Annotated in this window: 19 protein-coding genes; 6 read left to right on the top strand and 13 right to left on the bottom strand. The window is 71.0% G+C overall.

Going from position 1 to position 18,866, the window contains the following annotated elements; genetic code table 11:
- Window positions 1-72 precede the first annotated feature (72 nt).
- Both ACQVFL_RS28480 and ACQVFL_RS28475 read left to right on the top strand, forming a co-directional pair.
- Window positions 73-1,338: an aspartate kinase gene (locus tag ACQVFL_RS28480; RefSeq protein WP_396689658.1), complete on the top strand. Its 1,266-nt coding sequence runs from the start codon at window positions 73-75 to the stop codon at window positions 1,336-1,338.
- Window positions 1,339-1,343: 5 nt separating this feature from the next.
- Complete coding sequence (locus ACQVFL_RS28475; protein ID WP_431727965.1) at window positions 1,344-2,405, top strand: aspartate-semialdehyde dehydrogenase; 1,062 nt, start codon at window positions 1,344-1,346, stop codon at window positions 2,403-2,405.
- A 13-nt stretch (window positions 2,406-2,418) separates the two neighbouring features.
- Here ACQVFL_RS28475 and ACQVFL_RS28470 read toward each other — a convergent pair whose 3' ends face one another.
- Complete coding sequence (locus ACQVFL_RS28470) at window positions 2,419-3,792, bottom strand: diguanylate cyclase (protein WP_396690927.1); 1,374 nt, start codon at window positions 3,790-3,792, stop codon at window positions 2,419-2,421.
- A 232-nt stretch (window positions 3,793-4,024) separates the two neighbouring features.
- On the opposite strand from ACQVFL_RS28470, the gene ACQVFL_RS28465 reads away from it, so the two are divergent.
- Entirely contained in the window at window positions 4,025-4,804 is a 780-nt protein-coding gene (locus ACQVFL_RS28465) for a phosphodiesterase (protein WP_431727964.1), read from the top strand.
- A 6-nt stretch (window positions 4,805-4,810) separates the two neighbouring features.
- Here ACQVFL_RS28465 and ACQVFL_RS28460 read toward each other — a convergent pair whose 3' ends face one another.
- On the bottom strand, window positions 4,811-5,395 hold the full coding sequence (locus ACQVFL_RS28460; RefSeq protein WP_431727963.1) for a hypothetical protein: 585 nt from the start codon (window positions 5,393-5,395) through the stop codon (window positions 4,811-4,813).
- A 384-nt stretch (window positions 5,396-5,779) separates the two neighbouring features.
- On the opposite strand from ACQVFL_RS28460, the gene ACQVFL_RS28455 reads away from it, so the two are divergent.
- Complete coding sequence (locus ACQVFL_RS28455) at window positions 5,780-6,238, top strand: lamin tail domain-containing protein (RefSeq protein WP_396689666.1); 459 nt, start codon at window positions 5,780-5,782, stop codon at window positions 6,236-6,238.
- 222 nt (window positions 6,239-6,460) lie between these two features.
- On the opposite strand, the gene ACQVFL_RS28450 is transcribed toward ACQVFL_RS28455, so the two are convergent.
- Window positions 6,461-7,369 (bottom strand): GntR family transcriptional regulator, encoded by a 909-nt coding sequence (locus ACQVFL_RS28450; protein WP_431727962.1) that lies wholly within the window; start codon window positions 7,367-7,369, stop codon window positions 6,461-6,463.
- Between the two features lie 31 nt (window positions 7,370-7,400).
- Between ACQVFL_RS28450 and ACQVFL_RS28445 the strand changes: the two genes are divergently transcribed.
- Both ACQVFL_RS28445 and ACQVFL_RS28440 read left to right on the top strand, forming a co-directional pair.
- On the top strand, window positions 7,401-7,631 hold the full coding sequence (locus ACQVFL_RS28445; protein ID WP_396689668.1) for a hypothetical protein: 231 nt from the start codon (window positions 7,401-7,403) through the stop codon (window positions 7,629-7,631).
- A gap of 159 nt (window positions 7,632-7,790) precedes the next feature.
- On the top strand, window positions 7,791-8,027 hold the full coding sequence (locus ACQVFL_RS28440) for a hypothetical protein (protein WP_396689670.1): 237 nt from the start codon (window positions 7,791-7,793) through the stop codon (window positions 8,025-8,027).
- A gap of 42 nt (window positions 8,028-8,069) precedes the next feature.
- On the opposite strand, the gene ACQVFL_RS28435 is transcribed toward ACQVFL_RS28440, so the two are convergent.
- The 10 genes from ACQVFL_RS28435 to ACQVFL_RS28390 form a co-directional block, all read right to left on the bottom strand.
- Window positions 8,070-8,819 (bottom strand): SDR family oxidoreductase, encoded by a 750-nt coding sequence (locus tag ACQVFL_RS28435; RefSeq protein WP_396689672.1) that lies wholly within the window; start codon window positions 8,817-8,819, stop codon window positions 8,070-8,072.
- A 14-nt stretch (window positions 8,820-8,833) separates the two neighbouring features.
- Window positions 8,834-10,087, bottom strand: coding sequence for an ATP-grasp domain-containing protein (locus ACQVFL_RS28430; protein WP_431727961.1), 1,254 nt, complete (start codon window positions 10,085-10,087; stop codon window positions 8,834-8,836).
- Between the two features lie 22 nt (window positions 10,088-10,109).
- The gene (locus tag ACQVFL_RS28425) at window positions 10,110-11,054 is read right to left on the bottom strand and encodes a TauD/TfdA family dioxygenase (RefSeq protein WP_396689676.1); all 945 of its coding nucleotides are present in this window, start codon (window positions 11,052-11,054) and stop codon (window positions 10,110-10,112) included.
- A 191-nt stretch (window positions 11,055-11,245) separates the two neighbouring features.
- Entirely contained in the window at window positions 11,246-12,040 is a 795-nt protein-coding gene (locus tag ACQVFL_RS28420; RefSeq protein WP_431727960.1) for a GntR family transcriptional regulator, read from the bottom strand.
- 88 nt (window positions 12,041-12,128) lie between these two features.
- A complete protein-coding gene (gene trpA / locus ACQVFL_RS28415; protein WP_396689680.1) occupies window positions 12,129-12,878 on the bottom strand; it encodes a tryptophan synthase subunit alpha in 750 nt (249 codons plus the stop codon).
- Window positions 12,875-14,068, bottom strand: coding sequence for a tryptophan synthase subunit beta (trpB, locus tag ACQVFL_RS28410; RefSeq protein ID WP_431727959.1), 1,194 nt, complete (start codon window positions 14,066-14,068; stop codon window positions 12,875-12,877). The genes trpA and trpB overlap by 4 nt, the downstream gene beginning before the upstream one ends.
- 70 nt (window positions 14,069-14,138) lie before the next feature.
- Window positions 14,139-15,440, bottom strand: a complete 1,302-nt coding sequence (locus tag ACQVFL_RS28405) for an MFS transporter (protein WP_396689683.1) — start codon at window positions 15,438-15,440, stop codon at window positions 14,139-14,141.
- The gene (locus tag ACQVFL_RS28400) at window positions 15,437-16,681 is read right to left on the bottom strand and encodes an ATP-grasp domain-containing protein (RefSeq protein WP_431727958.1); all 1,245 of its coding nucleotides are present in this window, start codon (window positions 16,679-16,681) and stop codon (window positions 15,437-15,439) included. Before ACQVFL_RS28400 ends, ACQVFL_RS28405 begins: the two co-directional genes overlap by 4 nt.
- A gap of 45 nt (window positions 16,682-16,726) precedes the next feature.
- Window positions 16,727-17,761: an SGNH/GDSL hydrolase family protein gene (locus ACQVFL_RS28395; RefSeq protein WP_431727957.1), complete on the bottom strand. Its 1,035-nt coding sequence runs from the start codon at window positions 17,759-17,761 to the stop codon at window positions 16,727-16,729.
- A gap of 43 nt (window positions 17,762-17,804) precedes the next feature.
- Window positions 17,805-18,860, bottom strand: a complete 1,056-nt coding sequence (locus ACQVFL_RS28390) for a LuxR C-terminal-related transcriptional regulator (RefSeq protein WP_396689689.1) — start codon at window positions 18,858-18,860, stop codon at window positions 17,805-17,807.
- Window positions 18,861-18,866: the final 6 nt, after the last annotated feature.

The following is an 18,866-nucleotide window of genomic DNA, read 5'->3' as shown; positions in this document are numbered from 1 at the left end:
CCGACCCGCGCCGCCGGCCCCGGTGCCGGCGGCGTCGGCACGCTCAGGGCAACCGGGAGGGAGTGCGCCGTCGTGGCACTCGTGGTGCAGAAGTACGGCGGATCCTCCGTCGCCAACGCCGAGCGGATCAAGCGGGTGGCGGAACGGATCGTGGCCGCTCGCAAGGCCGGCGACGACGTCGTCGTGGTCGTGTCGGCGATGGGCGACACCACCGACGAGCTGCTCGACCTGGCCAACCAGGTCAGCCCGCTGCCGCCCGGGCGCGAGCTGGACATGCTGCTCACCGCCGGGGAGCGGATCTCGATGGCGCTGCTCGCCATGGCGATCCACAACCTGGGCTACGAGGCCCGCTCGTTCACCGGATCGCAGGCGGGTGTCATCACCACCTCGGTGCACGGCCGGGCGCGGATCATCGACGTCACGCCGGGGCGGCTCAAGGGCGCGCTGGACGAGGGCGCGGTGGTCATCGTCGCCGGGTTCCAGGGTGTCTCGCAGGACACCAAGGACGTGACGACCCTGGGGCGGGGCGGCTCGGACACCACCGCCGTGGCGCTGGCCGCCGCGTTGCACGCGGACGTGTGCGAGATCTACACCGACGTGGACGGCGTCTTCACCGCCGACCCGCGGATCGTCACCAACGCCCGGCACATCAAGCAGATCACCTACGAGGAGATGCTGGAGCTGGCCGCCTGCGGCGCGAAGGTGCTGCACCTGCGCAGCGTGGAGTACGCCCGCCGGGCGGGACTGCCGATCCACGTCCGCTCGTCATACTCGACCAACACCGGCACCATGGTCATCGGATCGACGGAGGAGCTTCCTGTGGAGCAGGCACTGATCACCGGCGTCGCCCACGATCGCAGCGAGGCCAAGATCACCATCGTCGGGGTGCCCGACGAGCCCGGCGCCGCCGCGCGGATCTTCGACACGGTCGCGGGCGCCGAGATCAACATCGACATGATCGTGCAGAACGTCTCCACCGAGGGGACCGGGCGCACGGACATCTCCTTCACCCTGCCGAAGACCGACGGCCCGACCGCGATGGCCGCGCTCAGCAAGATCCAGGAGTCGGTCAACTTCAAGGGCCTGCTCTATGACGACCACGTCGGCAAGGTCTCCCTGATCGGTGCCGGGATGCGCTCGCACCCGGGCGTCGCGGCCGGCTTCTTCGCCGCGCTCGGCCAGGCCGGCGTGAACATCGAGATGATCTCCACCTCGGAGATCCGGGTTTCCGTGGTCTGCCGGGACACCGACCTCGACGCAGCCGTCCGCGCCATCCACGAGGCGTTCGACCTGGGCGGTGACACCGAAGCCGTGGTGTACGCGGGAACGGGACGGTAGCGCGGATGGCCGGGCTGCCCACCCTGGCCGTGGTCGGGGCGACGGGCGCTATCGGCACCGTGATGTGTGAGTTGCTCACCGGGCGTCGCAACGTCTGGGGTGAGATCCGCCTGCTCGCCTCCGAGCGGTCGGTCGGGCGCAGGGTCCGCTGCCGGGGCGAGGAGTTGACCGTCCAGGCGCTGACCGCCGAGGCGTTCGACGGCGTCGACGTGGCGATGTTCGACGTACCGGACGAGGTCGCCGCGCACTGGGCGCCGATCGCCGTACGCCGGGGCGCGATCGTGGTGGACAACTCGGGCGCTTTCCGGATGGACCCGGACGTCCCGCTGGTGGTGCCGGAGATCAACCCAGAGCAGGTCCAGCACCGCCCCCGGGGCATCGTCGCCAACGCGAACTGCACCACCCTCGCGATGATCGTCGCGGTCGCCCCGCTGCACCGCGAGTACGGCCTGCGCGAGCTGGTCCTCGCCTCGTACCAGTCGGTCTCCGGGGCGGGTCAGCGCGGCGCGGACACGCTGCACGACCAGTTGGCCAAGGTGGCCGGCGACCGGCTGCTCGGCTCGCGTACCGGCGACGTGCGGCAGGCGGTCGGTGACGACCTCGGCCCGTTCCCCGCACCGATGGCGCTCAACGTGGTGCCGTGGGCCGGAACACCGGCCGACGACGGCTGGTCCTCCGAGGAGATGAAGATGCGCGACGAGTCGCGCAAGATCCTCGGTACACCGCACCTGAAAGTCACCGCCACCTGCGTACGGGTGCCGGTGCTCACCGGCCACTCGGTCGCGGTGCACGCCGTCTTCGGCACCGAGATCAACGCCGAGGGGGCGCGTGGGGTGCTGCGCAACGCCCCCGGTGTGATCGTCGTCGACGACCCGGCCGCCGGGGAGTTCCCGATGCCGATCGACGCGGTCGGCACCGACCCGTCCTGGGTCGGCCGGATCCGTCGGGCCCTCGACGATCCCCGTGCGCTGAACTTCTTCGTCACCGGCGACAACCTCCGCAAGGGTGCCGCCCTGAACACCGCCCAGATCGCCGAACTCCTGGCCAAGGAACTCACCCGACGCTGACCGGCGGGGCCGGTCAGGCGGCGGCGAGGCGTACGCCGTCGCGACCCTGCCGTTTCACGGCGTAGAGCGCCTGGTCGGCGCGGCGCAACGTCACCTCGGGGGACTCGCCCGGCCGGGGCAGCGCGACACCGACGCTGATCGTGCGGCCGATCCGGCGGGCGGCCTCGGTGAGCCGCTCGGCCACCCGGACGGCCTCCTCGGGACGGCTCACCTCGATCACCGCGACGAACTCGTCGCCGCCGACCCGGTACAGCTCGTCGCCCTGGCGCAGCGCGCCCTCCAACGCCCGGGCCAGGCCGACCAGCACCCGGTCACCGGCCTGGTGCCCGTACGTGTCGTTGATCGTCTTGAAGCCGTCCACGTCGATCGCGAGCAGCGCGGTCCGTCCCGGCGTCGCGGTGGCGATCCGCTGCCCGAACGGGCCGGTGTGCCGCAGCCCGGTCAACGGGTCGGAGCTGGCCTGTTCGCGCAGCCGGTCCAGCGTGCGCAACCGGTCCAGGCAGCTCCACGCCTGACCGGCCAGCAGCTCCAGCAGGTTGACCGTGGTGGGGTCGGGGCGCAGCAGCCGGTCGTCGGCCACCAGCAGCACCCCGCCGCGTCGGGCCGGACCCACCGGCACCGTGACCAGCGTCCGGACACCGGCGCGGACCAGCGGCTCGTGTTCCACGGTCGGCGGGTGGCCCGCCTCGCCGAGGGTGTACCCGGCCCCGTACCGGTGCGCCCGGTCGATGATGCCGCGCAGCGCCTCCGGGCCTGCCTCGGTCAGCTCGGCCCGCATCCGGCACTCCAACTCTCCGGGGGCCACGGTCGGGGCACCGAGCCGTACGCCACCCCGGCCGCCGAGCACCAGGACGGCCGCGCCGAGCGTGGAGACGTCCCGGGCCGCCCCGATGGCGGCGGTCATCAGGTCCCACTCGGTGCCGGCGGCGGTCATCGCGGCGGCGTGCCGGAGCAGCTTCTCGCTGCGGCTCTCGGTCGGCCCGCCCAGCGCGACGATCCGCGCGCCGAGGCGGGCGGCCACGCGCTCGGCGCTGGTCCGCCAGGCGGCGAGGTCGGCCGGGCCGGTCCACTGCACGTCGAGTACGCCGATGACCCGCCCCGCCGGATCCGGCACCGGTACGCACACCTCGGCGGTGACGTCGGGGCGTACCGGGATGTGATCGGGATCGGTCGTCACGTCCGGGGCGACGACGGTCGCGCCACCGGTGTAGGCCCGACCGACGATCCCGGCGTCCGGCGCGACGGTGGCGAAGACCTGCCAGGAGCCGGTGGCGGCGACGCACCGGAGCCGGTCGTGCACGTGCAGCAGAACGGCGATGGTGGCGGGGGTGTGACGGGCCAGCGCTTCGACGGTGGCCTGACACACCTCGGCGACGGTCGACGCCATCGGCAGGCGCACCGTCACGTCGCGGAGGACTTGCTGATGATCCACTCGCACGTCGTTCCAGGTCGGGTATGTCTCCCGGCGGCACCGGGAGGATGACCAAGCGTACTCACCGGAAACCGGGAGCGGGCTGGGCTCGTACACATGTGCTATCCACAGGCTGTGGATGCAGGCTGTGGGCTACGCACGGACGTCTGCGGCGATAGCGTGAGGTCTCCGGTCGAGTGGAGGCCCGATGCTCGTCGCACACCTCAGCGATCCGCACCTGACCACCGGCGTGCTCGGCGCCGAGGCCGCCGCCGGGCTGCACCGCGCGCTCGGCCGGGTGCTGGCCCTCGACCCCCGACCCGACTGCGTGGTGATCACCGGCGACCTGGCCGACCACGGTCGCCCCGACGAGTACGCCCTGCTGCGCGAGGTGATCGGCCGGTTCCCGCTGCCGGTGCACCTCGCGACCGGCAACCACGACGACCGGGAGTCGCTGCTCGACGCGTTCGGCGGCACCGGCTGGTTGGGCGGCGGCTTCTCGGCGTACTACCAGGTCGAGCAGCCCGAGGGGACGCTTGTCGTACTCGACTCGCTCGTCCCCGGGGCGGACGGTGGCCGGCTCGGCGACGAACAGCTCGCCTGGCTCGACGCGGTGCTGGCGGCCCGCCCCGGCGTACCGGCCGTGGTCTGCCTGCACCACCCGCCGATCGAGGTCGGCATCCTGGCCGCCGACGCCATCCGCCTCGCCGACGGCCCGGCCCTCGCCGAGGTGCTGCTCCGACACCCCCACGTGGTACGCGTCGCCGCCGGTCACGTGCACCGGTCGGTCACCGCGACGTACGCCGGCACGGTGCTCACGGTCGCCCCGAGCACCTGGCGGCAGGCCACCCTGACCACCGACGAGCACCAGCAGATCGGCTGGGTCGACGAACCGACCGCGTTCCTGCTGCACCGGGCCACCGCTGACGGTTGCGTCACGCACACCGTCCAGGTCAGCCACACCGCCGGAAAGACCTGCGGCTTCTGAAACTGGTCAGGGTGAGCCGGCAAGCGTCGCGTCCGACGGCTCGTCGACGGCGGCCGGTGGCATCGTCGGCCTGCGGTGACGCCGGGCCCGGAACATCTCGACCAGGCGCGGACTCCAGCCCACGATCAACAGGAGCAGCATTCCTGCGCCGATGGCCCAGGCGGCACGATCCGTCCAGTTCCGCATGCTCGGGAGCGTGAAGGCCAGTGCGAGCGCAGACACACCGGGGAAGATGAGCCCCAGGGCGAATGCCTGCGCCAGATGACCGTCGTGCTTGCGCATCCGGTAGTACGTCTCCCAGCCGAACAGGGAGTCGTCGCCCGTGTGCCTGGCGATGGCCGGTCGGAGCACCTCTTCGAGATAGGCCCCGGCGATGCGGCCGTCGCGATACTGCGCGGCGACGCTCAGACCCAGCGCGGCGCTGAGCATCGGAAGGAGGAGGAGCAGCCGGACGTCCGCCTTCTCGGAGAGCACCACACCGGCGACCGCCGCCACCGCGGTGAGGTACAGGCTGATCAGGTTCTGATTGTGGTTGGCCTTGCGTTCGATCGTGGCGCGGATGGCGGCGGCATCGGCGAGCGCCGCATCCAAGGCCAGGTTCCGTGTCTCCTGGTGCACCGGACACTCCCTTCCGAGGACTGCCCTCCGGTGTATCAGGATTCCTCAATGGCGGTTCGATCTGCACGCCGTGACGGCTCCGGTGGCTCGCCTTCCGGTCCTCGATGGACATCGAACGCACAGCCGTCGATCATCTTTCGTGCGGTCGGCCCGGAACTCCGGTCGAGTCGGCACAACCGGACCGGCGGGCCGGGTCGAGCCGGCTGGACGCTAATCGACACCCGCGTGGCCGTATTCGGCGGCGCGGGTGCGAGCGGGACCCATGTTGCCGTAACTCGTCGTTAACCTCGCTCCGTCACGCGTCGGCGTGACGTTTCCGCGCCGAACTTCGGCGCGCATCATGTGGGGGTAACACGCATGTCGAGAAGGTTCATCGGGTTGGTGTCCGCGCTCGCCGTGGCGCTCGGCGGTTCGCTGGCCGTCGCCGCACCGGCGCAGGCCGCCACCCCGGCGATCGAGATCACGAAGGTCTACTACGACTCGCCGGGTACGGACACCCGCTCGAACGCCAGCCTGAACGCCGAGTACGTGAAGCTGACCAACCGGCGCGCCCGCACCATCAACCTGAAGAACTGGACGCTGCGCGACAAGGCCAACCACGTCTACACGTTCACCGGGGACGTCAAGCTCGCCAAGGGCAAGAGCGTGGTCATCCGGACCGGCAAGGGCAAGAACACCGCCAAGAACCGCTACTGGGGTTCGGGCAACTACGTCTGGAACAACACCGGCGACACCGCGTACCTGCGCAACGCCAGCGGCAAGCTGATCGACAAGTGTGCCTGGTCGAAGAAGGGCAAGGGATACACCGCCTGCTGAACGGGTAACCGTTGATCGGCGCAGGCGTTGTGGCGTCGAGGGAGTCTCTCGCACGGGCTTGATCTCACCGGGGCGTCGCGGTTCTCGGTGAGATCAAGTTCCCGTCCGGCCGACACCACGGCGACGTCGTCCGGGCCGCCTTGGTCGAGTGCCATACCGACCAGCCCTTTCGCGACCGGCGCTGCGTCATCTGAGGAACACCGGACATCACGTACCCCCTCTTCAGGCACGTGCGAGCGGTTCGGGTGGCCAGGGCTGGTGGGCGTTCTCGTCACGATGCAGGACATGGACGGTCTCGACCCGGTCGCTCGCCACCACGCACTCGGTGACCTCGACCGGCCGATCATCTGTCCCTGACGTGCCGACGCGCACGATCTCCAGTACCGGCAGATCGGCCGGGATCTCCAGCAGGCCGGCCTCTTCCGCGCCGGGCATTCGCGCGCGGTGAATCTCCATCCACCTGATCGGCCAGTGTCCGGCCTTCTCGATGCGACTCAGCCACTCGCCCGCCGCCGGGCTTGCACCGAGGCCGGCGACGATGTCAGCGATGCGCGGATGAATCCACGTGACGTTGATCTGAAAGGGCGCTTCCGACGCCGGCCCGGTCACCCGGAATCTCCGCAGCACCTCCGTGCCGGGATCGACGCCCAGGAGCATGGCGATCCGCGGATTCTCCAAGTGGGCTGGCGCGTTCGTGGCAGTGCCGTGACGAACCCACACCTCCCGGCTGCTTGCGGACGGAAACGAGTAGCCGGTCACCCGCTCGTTGCGTTCGACCAGGTCACCACGCTCTCGGCGGGGCCGCAGCGTGTCGTAGCGCACGGAGATGCCCCGCCCCTGGACCGCCCACACGAAACCCGCGGTCTCCAGTTCGGCGATGGCCCGGACGACGGTGTCCCGGTTCGCCCCGTACTCCGCCGCGAAGTCGTCGAGGCGAGGCAACCGGGCACCGGGAAGCCACTCGCCGCCCTCGATTCGCTCGCGGATCCTTGACGCGATCTCCAGGTAGCGCGGATGCACGGGCACGTCGACGCCCTCCTTCCACCATCGCGGCGATCTCTGACGGTTGGCCGCGTCGTCCCCAGACCGCCCACACCGATTGTCCCGAGCCGAGCTCCGTGGGCGGTGCATCTCCTCTGCGGCGAGCCGTAGCCTGAGAGTCGTGCGCCGCCCACGCCTCCGACCCGTACTGCTCTGCCTCGGCTTCCTGCTCTGGCTGGTGGCCGCACTCGGCCTGTGGTTCGGGTGGTCGGGACGGTACGGGTCACTGCTTCTGCTGGCCGCAGGCGCCCTCGTGCACGGCCCGGACCTTGTGCAGGAGTGGCGGGAACGCAGGTCGAAGTCACCGGAACCGGCGGACCGGGTACTGCGGCACTACCCCAAGTGGTGGTGACCACGACCGTCAGAGGTATTCCGACGAGGCAGGCCCCGAGAGCAGCATCCGGTGATCGGGCGATCACGGTCGAGAGGTGCGGCGTCGACTGGCCGGTTGACGAACCGCCGCAGAGGCAAGCGAGTGAGGCGTGATTGCCGAATGAGATCTAATGATCTCGTGCCCAAACTCTTCGATTCTTCACTCAGCAACCACCTGCGCTATCCGCTGTGGCTCTTCGCGTTGCCGGTGGTCCTCTACGGGGTCTTCATCGCCTATGTGCTGGTTGAACGCGGCGACATCATTCCGGCTGTGCTGTTGATGCTCAGCTACGTGCACGCGATCCTGCTGGGGCGGGTTCGTCTGGCGAAGAGTCTTGTCACCCGGGGAAAGGTGAGACCCGAGGACCTGGGCTGAGTCGCACCGCTCGCGGCGCGACTCAGCACGACGTCCCGTCCGTCAGCTCCCGAAGATCGGCTGGCGGTACACCTTGTGCTGGGCAGCTTGGGCGACCGGGCGGACGACGAGACGATCCACGTTGACGTGGCCGGGAAGCGCCACCGTCAGGGCGATGCACTCGGCGACGTCCTCGGCCACCAGCGGTCGGTCCACGCCCGCGTACACGGCGGCGGCCTTGTCCGCGTCGCCGTCGAACCGGTTGACCGCGAACTCGTCCGTGCGGACCATGCCCGGTGCGATCTCGATGACCCGCACCGGTTCACCGCAGAGTTCCAGCCGGAGCGTCTCCACCAGCGCGTGTTCCGCGTGCTTGGCGGCGGTGTAGGTGCCGCCGGACTCGTAGGTCACGTGCGCGGCCGTCGAGGTCACGGTCACGATGGTCGGTGCGTCGGAGGCGCGCAGCAGCGGTAGCAGCGCCTGGGTCACGTACAGCATGCCCAGAACGTTGATCTCGAAGCTCCGCATCAGGTCGGCGGGCGAGGTGGTGGCCAGTGGGTCGGCGCCCACCGCCCCGCCCGCGTTGTTGACCAGGAGGTCGCAGCGGTCCAGCCCGGCGGCGAGGGCCTGGACGGACGCCTGGTCGGTGACGTCGAGCGCGACGGCCCGCCCACCGATCTCGGCCGCCAGTGCTTCGAGTCGGTCCAACCGGCGGGCCGCCACCACGACGAAGAATCCGTCCTTGGCCAGTCGGCGTGCCGTGGCCGCCCCGATCCCGCTGCTGGCGCCCGTCACCACCGCGGTGCGCTTCATGGTGTTCTCCTTCATCAACCGGTGACGAAGTCTATCTTCGCGTTGATCGCCTCGGCCTTGGCGATGGCGTCGAGCGCGTCCGTGCCGGAGGCCAGGATGTAGCCGTTGCTACAGTCCGCGACCGTCAACAGCGGTGCGACCTCGTCGCCGGGGTTCTTGGTGATGACCACGGCGGTGTCCTCGGCGCCCAGCTCGAACAGGTACGGCATGAAGACCCGGGCCGACTCGCCGGGCGGGATGCGGCGTACCGTCGCCGGGATGTCCTCGCTGACGGCGATCGACGTGATCGGTCCCGGTTTCGGGGTCAGGAAGAGTGCGACCGCGCCCCCGATCGGTGCGGGCGATTCGAGCGGAAGTTCGTCGATGCCCAGCGGCACCGTCAGGAACATGCGGTTGAGGTCCAGGCCGAACGCGCGTCGCACCAGCTCCGGCGCGCCGCTGCCGGCCAGGCGCGCGTGGGATTCGAGCACCCGGGGTCCGTTCGGGGTGAGCACGAACTCGCTGTGCGACGGCCCCTCGGTGACGCCGACGGCGTCCAGGAGCTTCGCGGTGAGTTCCCGGAGTTCCGCGAGGTGGGGCACGGCGACCCGGCTCGGCGTGCTGACCTCCCACTCGACGAACCGATCGTTCATCCGGTACTCGGAGTAGCCGATGGTGAGGTGCCGGCCCTCGAAGGAGAACGAGTCGACGCTCACCACCGGGCCGGAGAGGAACTCCTCGGCCATCGGGGCGGTGATGCCGGCGGCGGCCAGCTCCGACATGGCCTCGGCGACCTGCTCCGGGGTGTCGACCTCCTTGATGTGCAGGCTCGCCGCACCGTCGATCGGCTTGAGGACGATCTTCCCGCCGATCTGCTCCAGGAACGCGACCGCCTCCTGGACCGAGTTGACCACCTGGTAGCGGACGTGCTCGACGTCGGCCTTGGCCAGGCACTCCCGGGTGAGCGACTTGTCCTTGAGCGCGCGGGCGGTGAACTCGGTGACGCCGGGCAGGCCGAACCTGTCCACCACGTAGCCGGAGGAGATCGCGGCGACCTCGGTCGTGGTCATCACGCGGTCGAACGGGCGCTCGGCGTGCAGTGGGCTGAGCGATGCGTGGATGGCCGGACCGTCGTCCAGCGGGGCGTGGACGACCCGCTCGGTGTGCGCCAGGATGGACGGCTCGTACTTGCCCTCCTCGTGCACCAGCACGACGTCGATGCCGAGTTCCTTGGCGCCGTGGATCGGCGCGGGCATCCCACCGATGACGGCGACGCGATACTTGCCCATGATCGTCCTCCTGGTGTCCGGGTCAGCTTGCATAGCAGCGGCGCAGCCAGCGGGCGGTGTCCGCCGGACCGGGTCGGAACGCCCGACGGCGGTGCAGCACCCGGTAGTTGTCGAAGATCAGGAAGTCGCCGGGGCGCAGCACGAACGCCTCGGACCGCGCCTGGTCGAGGGCTCGTACCCACCGGTCGAGGGCGGCGGTCGCCGCGGGCGTGGTCGGGGAGACCGTGCCCCGGTCGAACCGGGCGCGGGTGCCCTCGTAGCTCTGCTCCAGCAGCGCGGTGTCCCGTAGCGGTGCCGTCTCGTCGTTGGAGGCGGGCGGGCCCACGGTGAACTGGGCCGACTGCAACTCCTGGACGGTGGCCCCGTCCAGCGCGGCCACGGCCTCCTCGATGGCGAGCACCTCGGTCGGCACCTGCTCGTCGTTGCGGACCGCATAGAAGCTGAGGTAGCGCGGGACGTACCGGCGCGGGTCGACGCCCTTGCCGCCGAAGGGCAGGTGCGGGTTGTCGGTGTGCCAGGAGAACTCCGAATCCGCCCCCCACGAACTGGTGGTGCCCGCCGCCGCCGGGTTCGGGGCCACGTTGCGGATGTATCGGCCGGTGTTCTCGTAGTCGACCGCGAACGGCGTCAGCGAGAGCAGTTGCAGCAGACCGAAGTGCAGGGCGTTGGTCACCGCCATCGCGGGTTCGGCGGTGAAGCCGTCGCGCGGCGTGGCCGGGAACTCCTGCTGCGGCAGGTTGCCGATGGTCAGGACGTGTGAGCCGGTGGCCGGGTAGAACGTCAGTGCCTGGAGGATCTCGCCGGGCAGGTGGGTCTGCAGGGCGTGTGCGCCGATACCGGCGAGGATCGCCTCGTGGGCGTCCGAGTCCAGTTCGATGTCGCAGACCGCAGCCGTGAGTTCCTTGGCGAGCAGGTCACGGGTCCGGTCGTTGAGATGGTGACGGGCCACCCGGAGTGCGCGGGTCATCTACGGCTCCGATCATGAGGGGTCGCCGCGAATCCCCAGCTCGCGGTCGGATCGGGTGCCACGCCCAGTCGTCGGGCACCCGAGACCTCACGATGCCGCACGGCGACAGGGGGTAACAACGCCGTCACGGAGGCCAGAAGTGGCCAGGCACCTTGCTGCCGTCTCCGGCCACCGGCAGGAGACGGGGAGTCCTACGGAGCGCCGTCGCCCGGCACGACCGGGGAGCGTACGGCGCCCCAGCGGACCGACAACCGTGTCGCCGCCCGCTCCGCGCGGATCTCCATGGCGTCGCCGACGACCACCGCGCGGTCCACCACCACGGCGGTCCCGTCGAGGGCGATCGTCGTCCGTTCGCTGACGAAGACCGGGCTGCCGGCAGGCTGGCGCAGGTGCCCGGCAGCCGGCGCGGCGAGCAGGGACGGCACGATCCGTTCCGAGGCGCGCAGGATGGCGACCCCGGCGTCGGCCAGCGCGGCGTAGAGCGACGTCCGGACGAAGTCGCGGTCCCGGATCGCCGTCCCGTACGGCGGCCGGACCCAGGAGACCTGGTGGATGGCGGGACGGCCGTTGAGCAGGCGCAGCCGTTCCAACCGCAGGGCCCGCTCGCCGCCACCGTCGCCAAACCGATCGACCACCCAGGTCGGCGGTCGGCGCATCGCACCGGACAACACCTGGGTCACCACGTCGTGGCCCTGCTCGCGCAGGTCCTCGGTGAAGCTGCGCAGGGTGTCCACGCGATAGGCGGCCTGGACCGGGGTGACGTAGGTGCCCCGCCCGGCCTGCTGCACGATGAGCCCCTCGTCGGACAGCTCCTGGAGAGCCTGACGCAACGTCATCAGCGTGACGCCGTAGTGCGCGCTCAGGTCACGCTGCGCCGGCAGCGCCTCGCCGGGCTCGTACTCGCCCTGCCGGATCCGGGCCGCCAGGTCGGCCGCGATCTGCCGGTAGCGCGCGGACGGTCGACCACCCACCGTCGCCTCACCCATGGGCGTCTCCCGTCCCTGCGGCCGTACCGGTGCCCAGTGTGGCCCACGGTCGACGACCGGCCGCAGCGGGCACCGGCCCGGCGCGCGGTCACCCGGGGATCGGTACGCCCACGCCGTCCAACGCCGCCCGGAACTCCGCGACCACGGCCCCGACCTGTGCGGGGTCCGCGCCGTCGAGCACCATCCGCATCAGTGCCGAGGCCACCACGACACCGTCGGCGGCCTCGGCCGCCTCCACCGCGTGTGCGGGCCGCGAGATGCCGAAGCCGAGCAGCACCGGCAGGTCGGTCAGGGCCCGCAGGTCGCGGGCGAGCCGGGCGGCGTCCTCGGCGAGCCGGTCGCGCTCGCCGGTGGTGCCCATCACCGAGACGGCGTAGACGAAGCGGCGACTGCGCCGCGCGATGGTGGCCAGCCGAGGGGCGGGGGTGGTGGGCGCGGCGAGCAGGACCAGGTCGACCCCGGCCGCCGTGGCACCGGCCGCCAGCTCGTCCACCTCGTCGATCGGCACGTCGGGCACGATCAGCCCGCTGACCCCGGCCGCCGCGAGGTCCGCGCAGAACGCCGGGTCGTGCATCACCAGGTTGTAATAGGTCATGGCGATCAGCGGTACGTCGACGTGCACCCCGGCGAGATCGTCGAGGATCGACCGCACCGTGGCCCCCTGTTGCAGGGCTCGGTAGGACGCCTGTTGGATCGTCGGCCCGTCGAGGATCGGGTCGGAGAACGGGAGCCCGATCTCGATCATGTCCGCGCCGCTGTGGGCGTACGCCTCGACGTACCCGGTCCAGTCGGGTCGGATGCCCCCGGTCACGTACGGAACCAGCAGCTTGCCGCTCATGCGCTCTCCCGGATGGTGTGCATGTCCTTGTCGCCACGGCCGGAGAGCGCGACCAGCACGGTGCTGAAGGGTGGCAGCTCGCCGCTCTCCGCGGCGCGGATCACCCAGGCGATGGCGTGGGCCGACTCCAGGGCGGGCAGGATCCCCTCGGTGCGGGCCAGCCGCCGGACCGCCGGGATGACCTCGGCGTCGTTGACGGTGACGTACCGCGCCCGGCGGGAGTCGTTGAGGAAGGCGTGCTCCGGACCCACGCCCGGGTAGTCGAGCCCGGCCGCGATCGAGTGCGCCTCGCTGACCTGGCCGTGCTCGTCCTGGAGGACGTACGAGCGGAACCCGTGCAGCACGCCGACCCGGCCGAACGCGACCGCCGCCCCACCCTCGGCCTCCACGCCGACGAGCCGGGCCGGGGTGTCGACGAAGCCGGCGAAGGTGCCGGCGGCGTTCGAGCCGCCACCGATGCAGGCGACCACGTAGTCGGGCACACCGGTGCGCAGTTCGGCGGCGCACTGGGCGCGCGCCTCCTCGCCGATCACCCGCTGCAACTCCCGCACGATCCACGGGTACGGGTGCGGGCCCATCACCGAGCCGATGCAGTAGTGGGTGTCGTCGACCCGGGTGACCCACTGCCGCAGCGCCTCACTGGTGGCGTCCTTCAGGGTGCGACTGCCGCCGGTGACCGGAACGACCTCGGCACCGAGCAGCTCCATCCGGAAGACGTTGAGCGCCTGACGCTCGACGTCCTTGGCCCCCATGTAGACGGTCGCCTCCAGGCCGAGCAACGCGGCGGCGGTGGCCGTGGCGACGCCGTGCTGGCCCGCGCCGGTCTCGGCGATCAGCCGCGTCTTGCCCATCCGGCGGGCCAGCAGGGCCTGGCCGAGCACGTTGTTGATTTTGTGCGAGCCGGTGTGGGCGAGGTCCTCCCGTTTCAGCAGCACGTTGATGCCGAGTTCCGCGGAGAGCCGCCAGGCCGGGGTGAGCGCGGTCGGGCGTCCGGCGTGCACCGCGAGCAGGCGGTCGAGGTCACTGCGGAAGCGCTGGTCCGCCCACGCCTCCCGGAACGCCGCCTCCAGCTCGGTGCAGGCGGGGATCAGCGACTCGGGGACGAACCGGCCCCCGTGCCCGCCGAATCTGCCGCGCTCGCCGGGATCAGCCATGACGCTGCCGTTGGGCAGCACGGTCAGATCGGTCACCTGGACTCCAACTGTTCTAGAACTGTTGGAGTCAGGATGGCACACCCGGCCGTCCGGACGGAAGCCCGGTTCACCGCGAGGCCACGCCGTCCGGGTCGCGTGGACGTGCCCGACGTCCGGGCGGGGCGCTGTCCCGAGGCGTACCCGGATCGTCGTCGTCCGGGTGGCCACGCATGGTCCGCAGCGGCGAGAGGTAGACCGGCAGGACGGCGACCAGGCTGAGCACGGCCCCGACCCAGAGTGCCTCCCGGAGCCCGACGTGCTCGGCGAGGAACCCGCCGAGGAACGAACCGACCGGCATGGCCCCGAAGATCAGGAAGCGGATCGTGGCGTTCATCCGGCCCTGCAACTGCGGCGGACACAGTTGCTGCCGGATCGCCATGCTGTTCACGTTGTTGATGACCAGGCCGGTGGAGACCAACGCGTTGCCCGCCCCGGCGAGCCAGAGCCGCCAGTCGGCGTCGGCGAGCGGCACGACCAGACCGGCGACACCGGCCACGGCCATCCCGACCCAGACCGCCGGCCCCGGCCCGATCCGGGCGCTGACCCGCCGGACGACGAACGCCCCGACCAACCCGCCGATCCCGCCGACGGCGAACCACAGGCCGACCGTCCCGGGAGCGATGCGCAACTGCTGGGCGAGCAGCACCACCACCACGGTCCCGGTGACGAAGACCCCGAGGTTGAACAGGGCGCCCGAGACGGCGAGCGCACGCAGGGACCGGTGCCCGAAGACGAACGACAGCCCCTGTCGGATCTCCCGCACCAGGTGGCGGTCGGTGCCACGGGCGGGAACGGCCTCCCGCATCCGGATCAGCGTCAGGACCACCGCCGAGGCCAGATAACCGCCCGCGACGGTGAGCACCGCGAGCGGCGCTCCCAGCCACTGGGTCAGGTAGCCGCCGAGGGTGGGACCGCCGACCTGCGCCACGGACCGGGTGCTCTCCAGCTTCGCGTTGCCCTCCACCAGTTGCCCGCGTTCCAGCAGCAGCGGCAGGTAGCTCACGTACGCGGTCTCGAACAGCAGCGTCCCCACGCTCACCCCCAGCGCGACCACGTACAACTGGGCCAGGGAGAGCACGTCCAGGTAGGCGGCCACCGGCACCCAGGCCAACAGCAGACCGCGCCCGAGGTTCGCCGCGATCATGACGGGGCGCTTGCGCCGCCGATCGACCCACGCCCCGGCGGGCAGGCCGACCACGAGGAACGCCACGGTCTGGAACGTCGCCAGCAGCCCGGCCTCGAACGCGGTGGCGTCCAGGGCCAGGATCGCCACCAGGGGCAGGCCGACCCGGCTGAAGTGCGCGCCGAACTGCCCCAGCGTCTGCGTGACCCACAGCAGCCGGAAGTCGTGATGCCGCAGGAGCGTCACGTGTGGAACTGGATCTGCTGGTCCACCAGGACACAGGTGGCGACCGCCGACTCGGCGTCCGCGCCGGTGGCGAGCACGTAGCCGGAGCTGCAGTCGGCGAGCGTCTGGATCGGGGTGATCACGTCGCCCGGATTCTTGTGCACGACCGCGCCGACCGGTACGTCGACCAGCTCACCGAGCAGCGGGAGGTACACGTCGGTCAACTCGCCGGGCGGTACCCGCTTGACCACCGCCGGGATGTCCTCGGCGACCGTGACGGCGCGGATCTCACCGGGCTCGGGCCGCAGGAACCGGATGGCGGCACCCGCCGTGGGCTGCGGAGACTCGGCGGGCAACGCGTCGATCCCCAACGGTACGGTCAGCCACATCCGGGCCAGGTCCAGGCCGTAGGCCCGGCGGACCAGCTCCGGGATGGCGTGGCCGCCCATCCGGGCGTGCGACTCCAGCACGCGGGGACCTCGCTCGGTCAGGACGAACTCGCTGTGCGAGGGGCCCTCGGTGAGTTCGACCGCGTCCAGCAGGCGCACGGTGAGGTCCCGAAGCTCCGGCAGGTACGGCTCGACGAGCCGGCTCGGCACGCTGACCTGCCACTCCACGTGGTACGAGTTGACCAGGTACTCGGAGTAGCCGACGGGCAGGTGCCGACCGGCGTAGGAGAACGACTCCACGCTCACCACCGGCCCGGAGAGGAACTCCTCGGCGAGCACCGAGGTGTTCCCGGCCTCGGTGTGCACGCGCCAGGCGTGGCCGAGTTCAGCGGCGTCCGCCACCCGCAGGATGTTCCGGCTGGCCGCGCCGTCCACCGGCTTGAGCACGACGGGTCCGCCGACCGCCGCGAGGAAGTCCCGCGCCTCGCGTTCGGAGCGCACCACCCGGTACCGGACCGGGCTCAGGTCGTACTTGGCGAGCCGCTCGCGCATCAGCGCCTTGTCCTTGAGTAGGCGGGCCGTCTTCTCCGAGGTGCCGGACAGGCCGAGGCCGTCCACCACGTGTCCGGTGGGCACACCCCACGGCTCGGAGACGGTCAGCACCCGGTCGAAGGGGCGCTCGGAGTGCAGCGGGCGCAGCACGTCGAGCATCGCCTCGCCGTCGGCCAGCGGGGCGTGCACGATCCGCTCGCAGTGCGGGCGGATCGACTCCTCGTACTGCCCGGGTTGGTGTACCAGGACGACGTCGACGCCCAGGTCCCGGGCTCCCTTGATCGGGGCGGGACGGCCTCCGATCACCGCTACTCTGAACATCGCGTTCCGCACCTTCTCGTGGGTTGAGGGGTCATCGCTGTCGGTTCAGGAGAGGCCGAGCTGGTCGGCGAGCAGCGCGGCGACGATGTCGTTGCCCTCGTCGGTGAGGTGGGCCCGGTCGACGTACAGCCAGGACTTGTCGGTCACCGCCGCGCGCAGGACCGGGTTGAGGTTCACGAAACGGACGCCCTGCCGCTCGCAGGCCGGTGCCAGCGCGTCGGCGTACCGCTGCCCGGCCGCCACCGAGGAGACGTCGCCGTAGAGGGCCTCCCAGGTGCCCAGCTTGGAGATCCGGTCCAACTCGTCGAAGATCAGCTTCTCCTCGGGCGCGGGCTCGGCCCGCAACCAGGTGGCCATCGGCTGCAACACGAAGGAGACCCGCGCCCCGGTGGCGGCGGCGAGCACCTGCCAGCTCGCGAGGTGCCGACCGACCAGGTCGACCGCGCTGGCGATCGCCTCGTCGAGCTCGGGACGGACCTCGTCCGGCGACGGCCAGGAGGGTACGGCCGACCTGGCCCGACGACCGAAACCGCGCGACGTCTTGCGGTGCCGGGCCCGCACCTCCTCCATCTGCTCGAAGAACTCGCCGCAGAAGTAGAACGGCCCCTGGTCGGCGCGGTGCATCTCGACCAGCCGGGACATCACCAGCGTGTTGAAGCCGCTGAGGATGACGATCTCCTCGACCGGCGGCAGCAGGTGCCGGTAGAGCAGGAACAGCAGCAGTTCCTGGGTCGAGTTGTAGCAGTGCCCGGCATAGGTGAGCCACGGACGGGACGAGGCGTGCTTCGTCCACAACCGCGAGGCCATCGTGGTCGCGTCGCTGGTGGAGCCGTACCCGAGCGGGACGGAACCGCCGACCAGCAGGCGGACCGGCCCGTCGGGCAGAGTACTGCCGACCGAGGCCTGCTCGTCGACGCCGTGCGAGATGCGGAAGCCCAGCCGGTCGGTGTTGATCGCCTCCGACCGGTAGTCCGGCCGGTTGAAGTACATCAGGTAGGGGAGGTACTGGGTCTCCCCACGGGACGCGAAGTCGTCGTACTGCACCATCTGCGGCGTCAGGATCTCGCGCTGGAGTTTCACGTCGGGTTCTCCTTGTCGGATGGGGAGGGCAGAGGTGCGGGGGTCACCAGAGCGGACTGATGTCGGTCCGGCCCGACTGGTCGGAGTCCGCCACCTCGTCGGCGAGGATCCCGAGCTGAGCGATCCTGACGCCGGCCTGGAAGCGGCTCGACACGTTGAGGCCCTTGAGGATCGAGGAGATGTGCCGTCGACAGGTACGCAGCGCCATGCCCAGCCGGTTGGCGATGGCCTCGTCCTTGAGGCCGGCGGCCATCAGCCGGAGGATGGCCATCCGGGTGCCGAGCGACACCTCGTCCATCTGGTCCTCGGCGAGTTCGAGCGGGACCGCGTTGGCCCAGAGGTGGGTGAACGTGCGGTGCAGGTACTCCACCACCAGGTCGTCGGAGATGACGGCGGCGGCGTGTTCCGCCGATCCCGGTGCGTCGACGGGGACGAACGCCACCCGGCGGTCGAAGATGATCAGACGTTCGAAGCTCGCCGCCGTGGTGCGGATGCCGCCGCCGTACGCCGCGACCGCCTTGGCCCGCGCCGCGAGACCCGGGTTCGCGCGGGCGGTGTGGTGGTAGACGAACTGACACCGCAGGCCACGGACGAGGATCGAGGTCACCGACGCCTCGGAGGCGCTGAACCGGTCCGTCGACCGGGGACCTCCCGGGCGCAGCGAGAGGATCTCGGTGGCGCAGCGCAGAACCGCTGAGTCGATCTCGTCGCGGATCGCCTTCTCACCCTGGACGACCCGTACGCCGTCGTGCTGCCGGCCGTTCTCGGCCAGCCGCCGGCCGATCGACTGGAGCACCCGGCTGTTGGCGGCCATCGCCTGTTCCCGCTGCCGGATCTCGTCGGTGAGCGGCGCGTTGAGGATGCTCAACGCGACGTCGGGATGGACCGCGGTCAGGCCACCGTCCTCGTCCCGGGAGAGCAGACGGCGCCGGACCAGGTTCTCGCAGGCGCGCGCCCACTCGCCCGAGCCGACGCCGATCTCCGGCGGCGGACGGTCGGCGTGCAGCCGACTGCCCAGCACCGCGTGTTCGTACGCGGCGGACTCGGCGCTGTCGAGCGGGCCACGCTGCTGGTGGAGGCAGGACACCGAGGTGCTCATCGGGGC

It is taken from the genome of Verrucosispora sp. TAA-831, assembly GCF_050780145.1.
Lineage (GTDB): Bacteria > Actinomycetota > Actinomycetes > Mycobacteriales > Micromonosporaceae > Micromonospora.
This window is presented reverse-complemented; position numbering and strand designations above follow the sequence as displayed.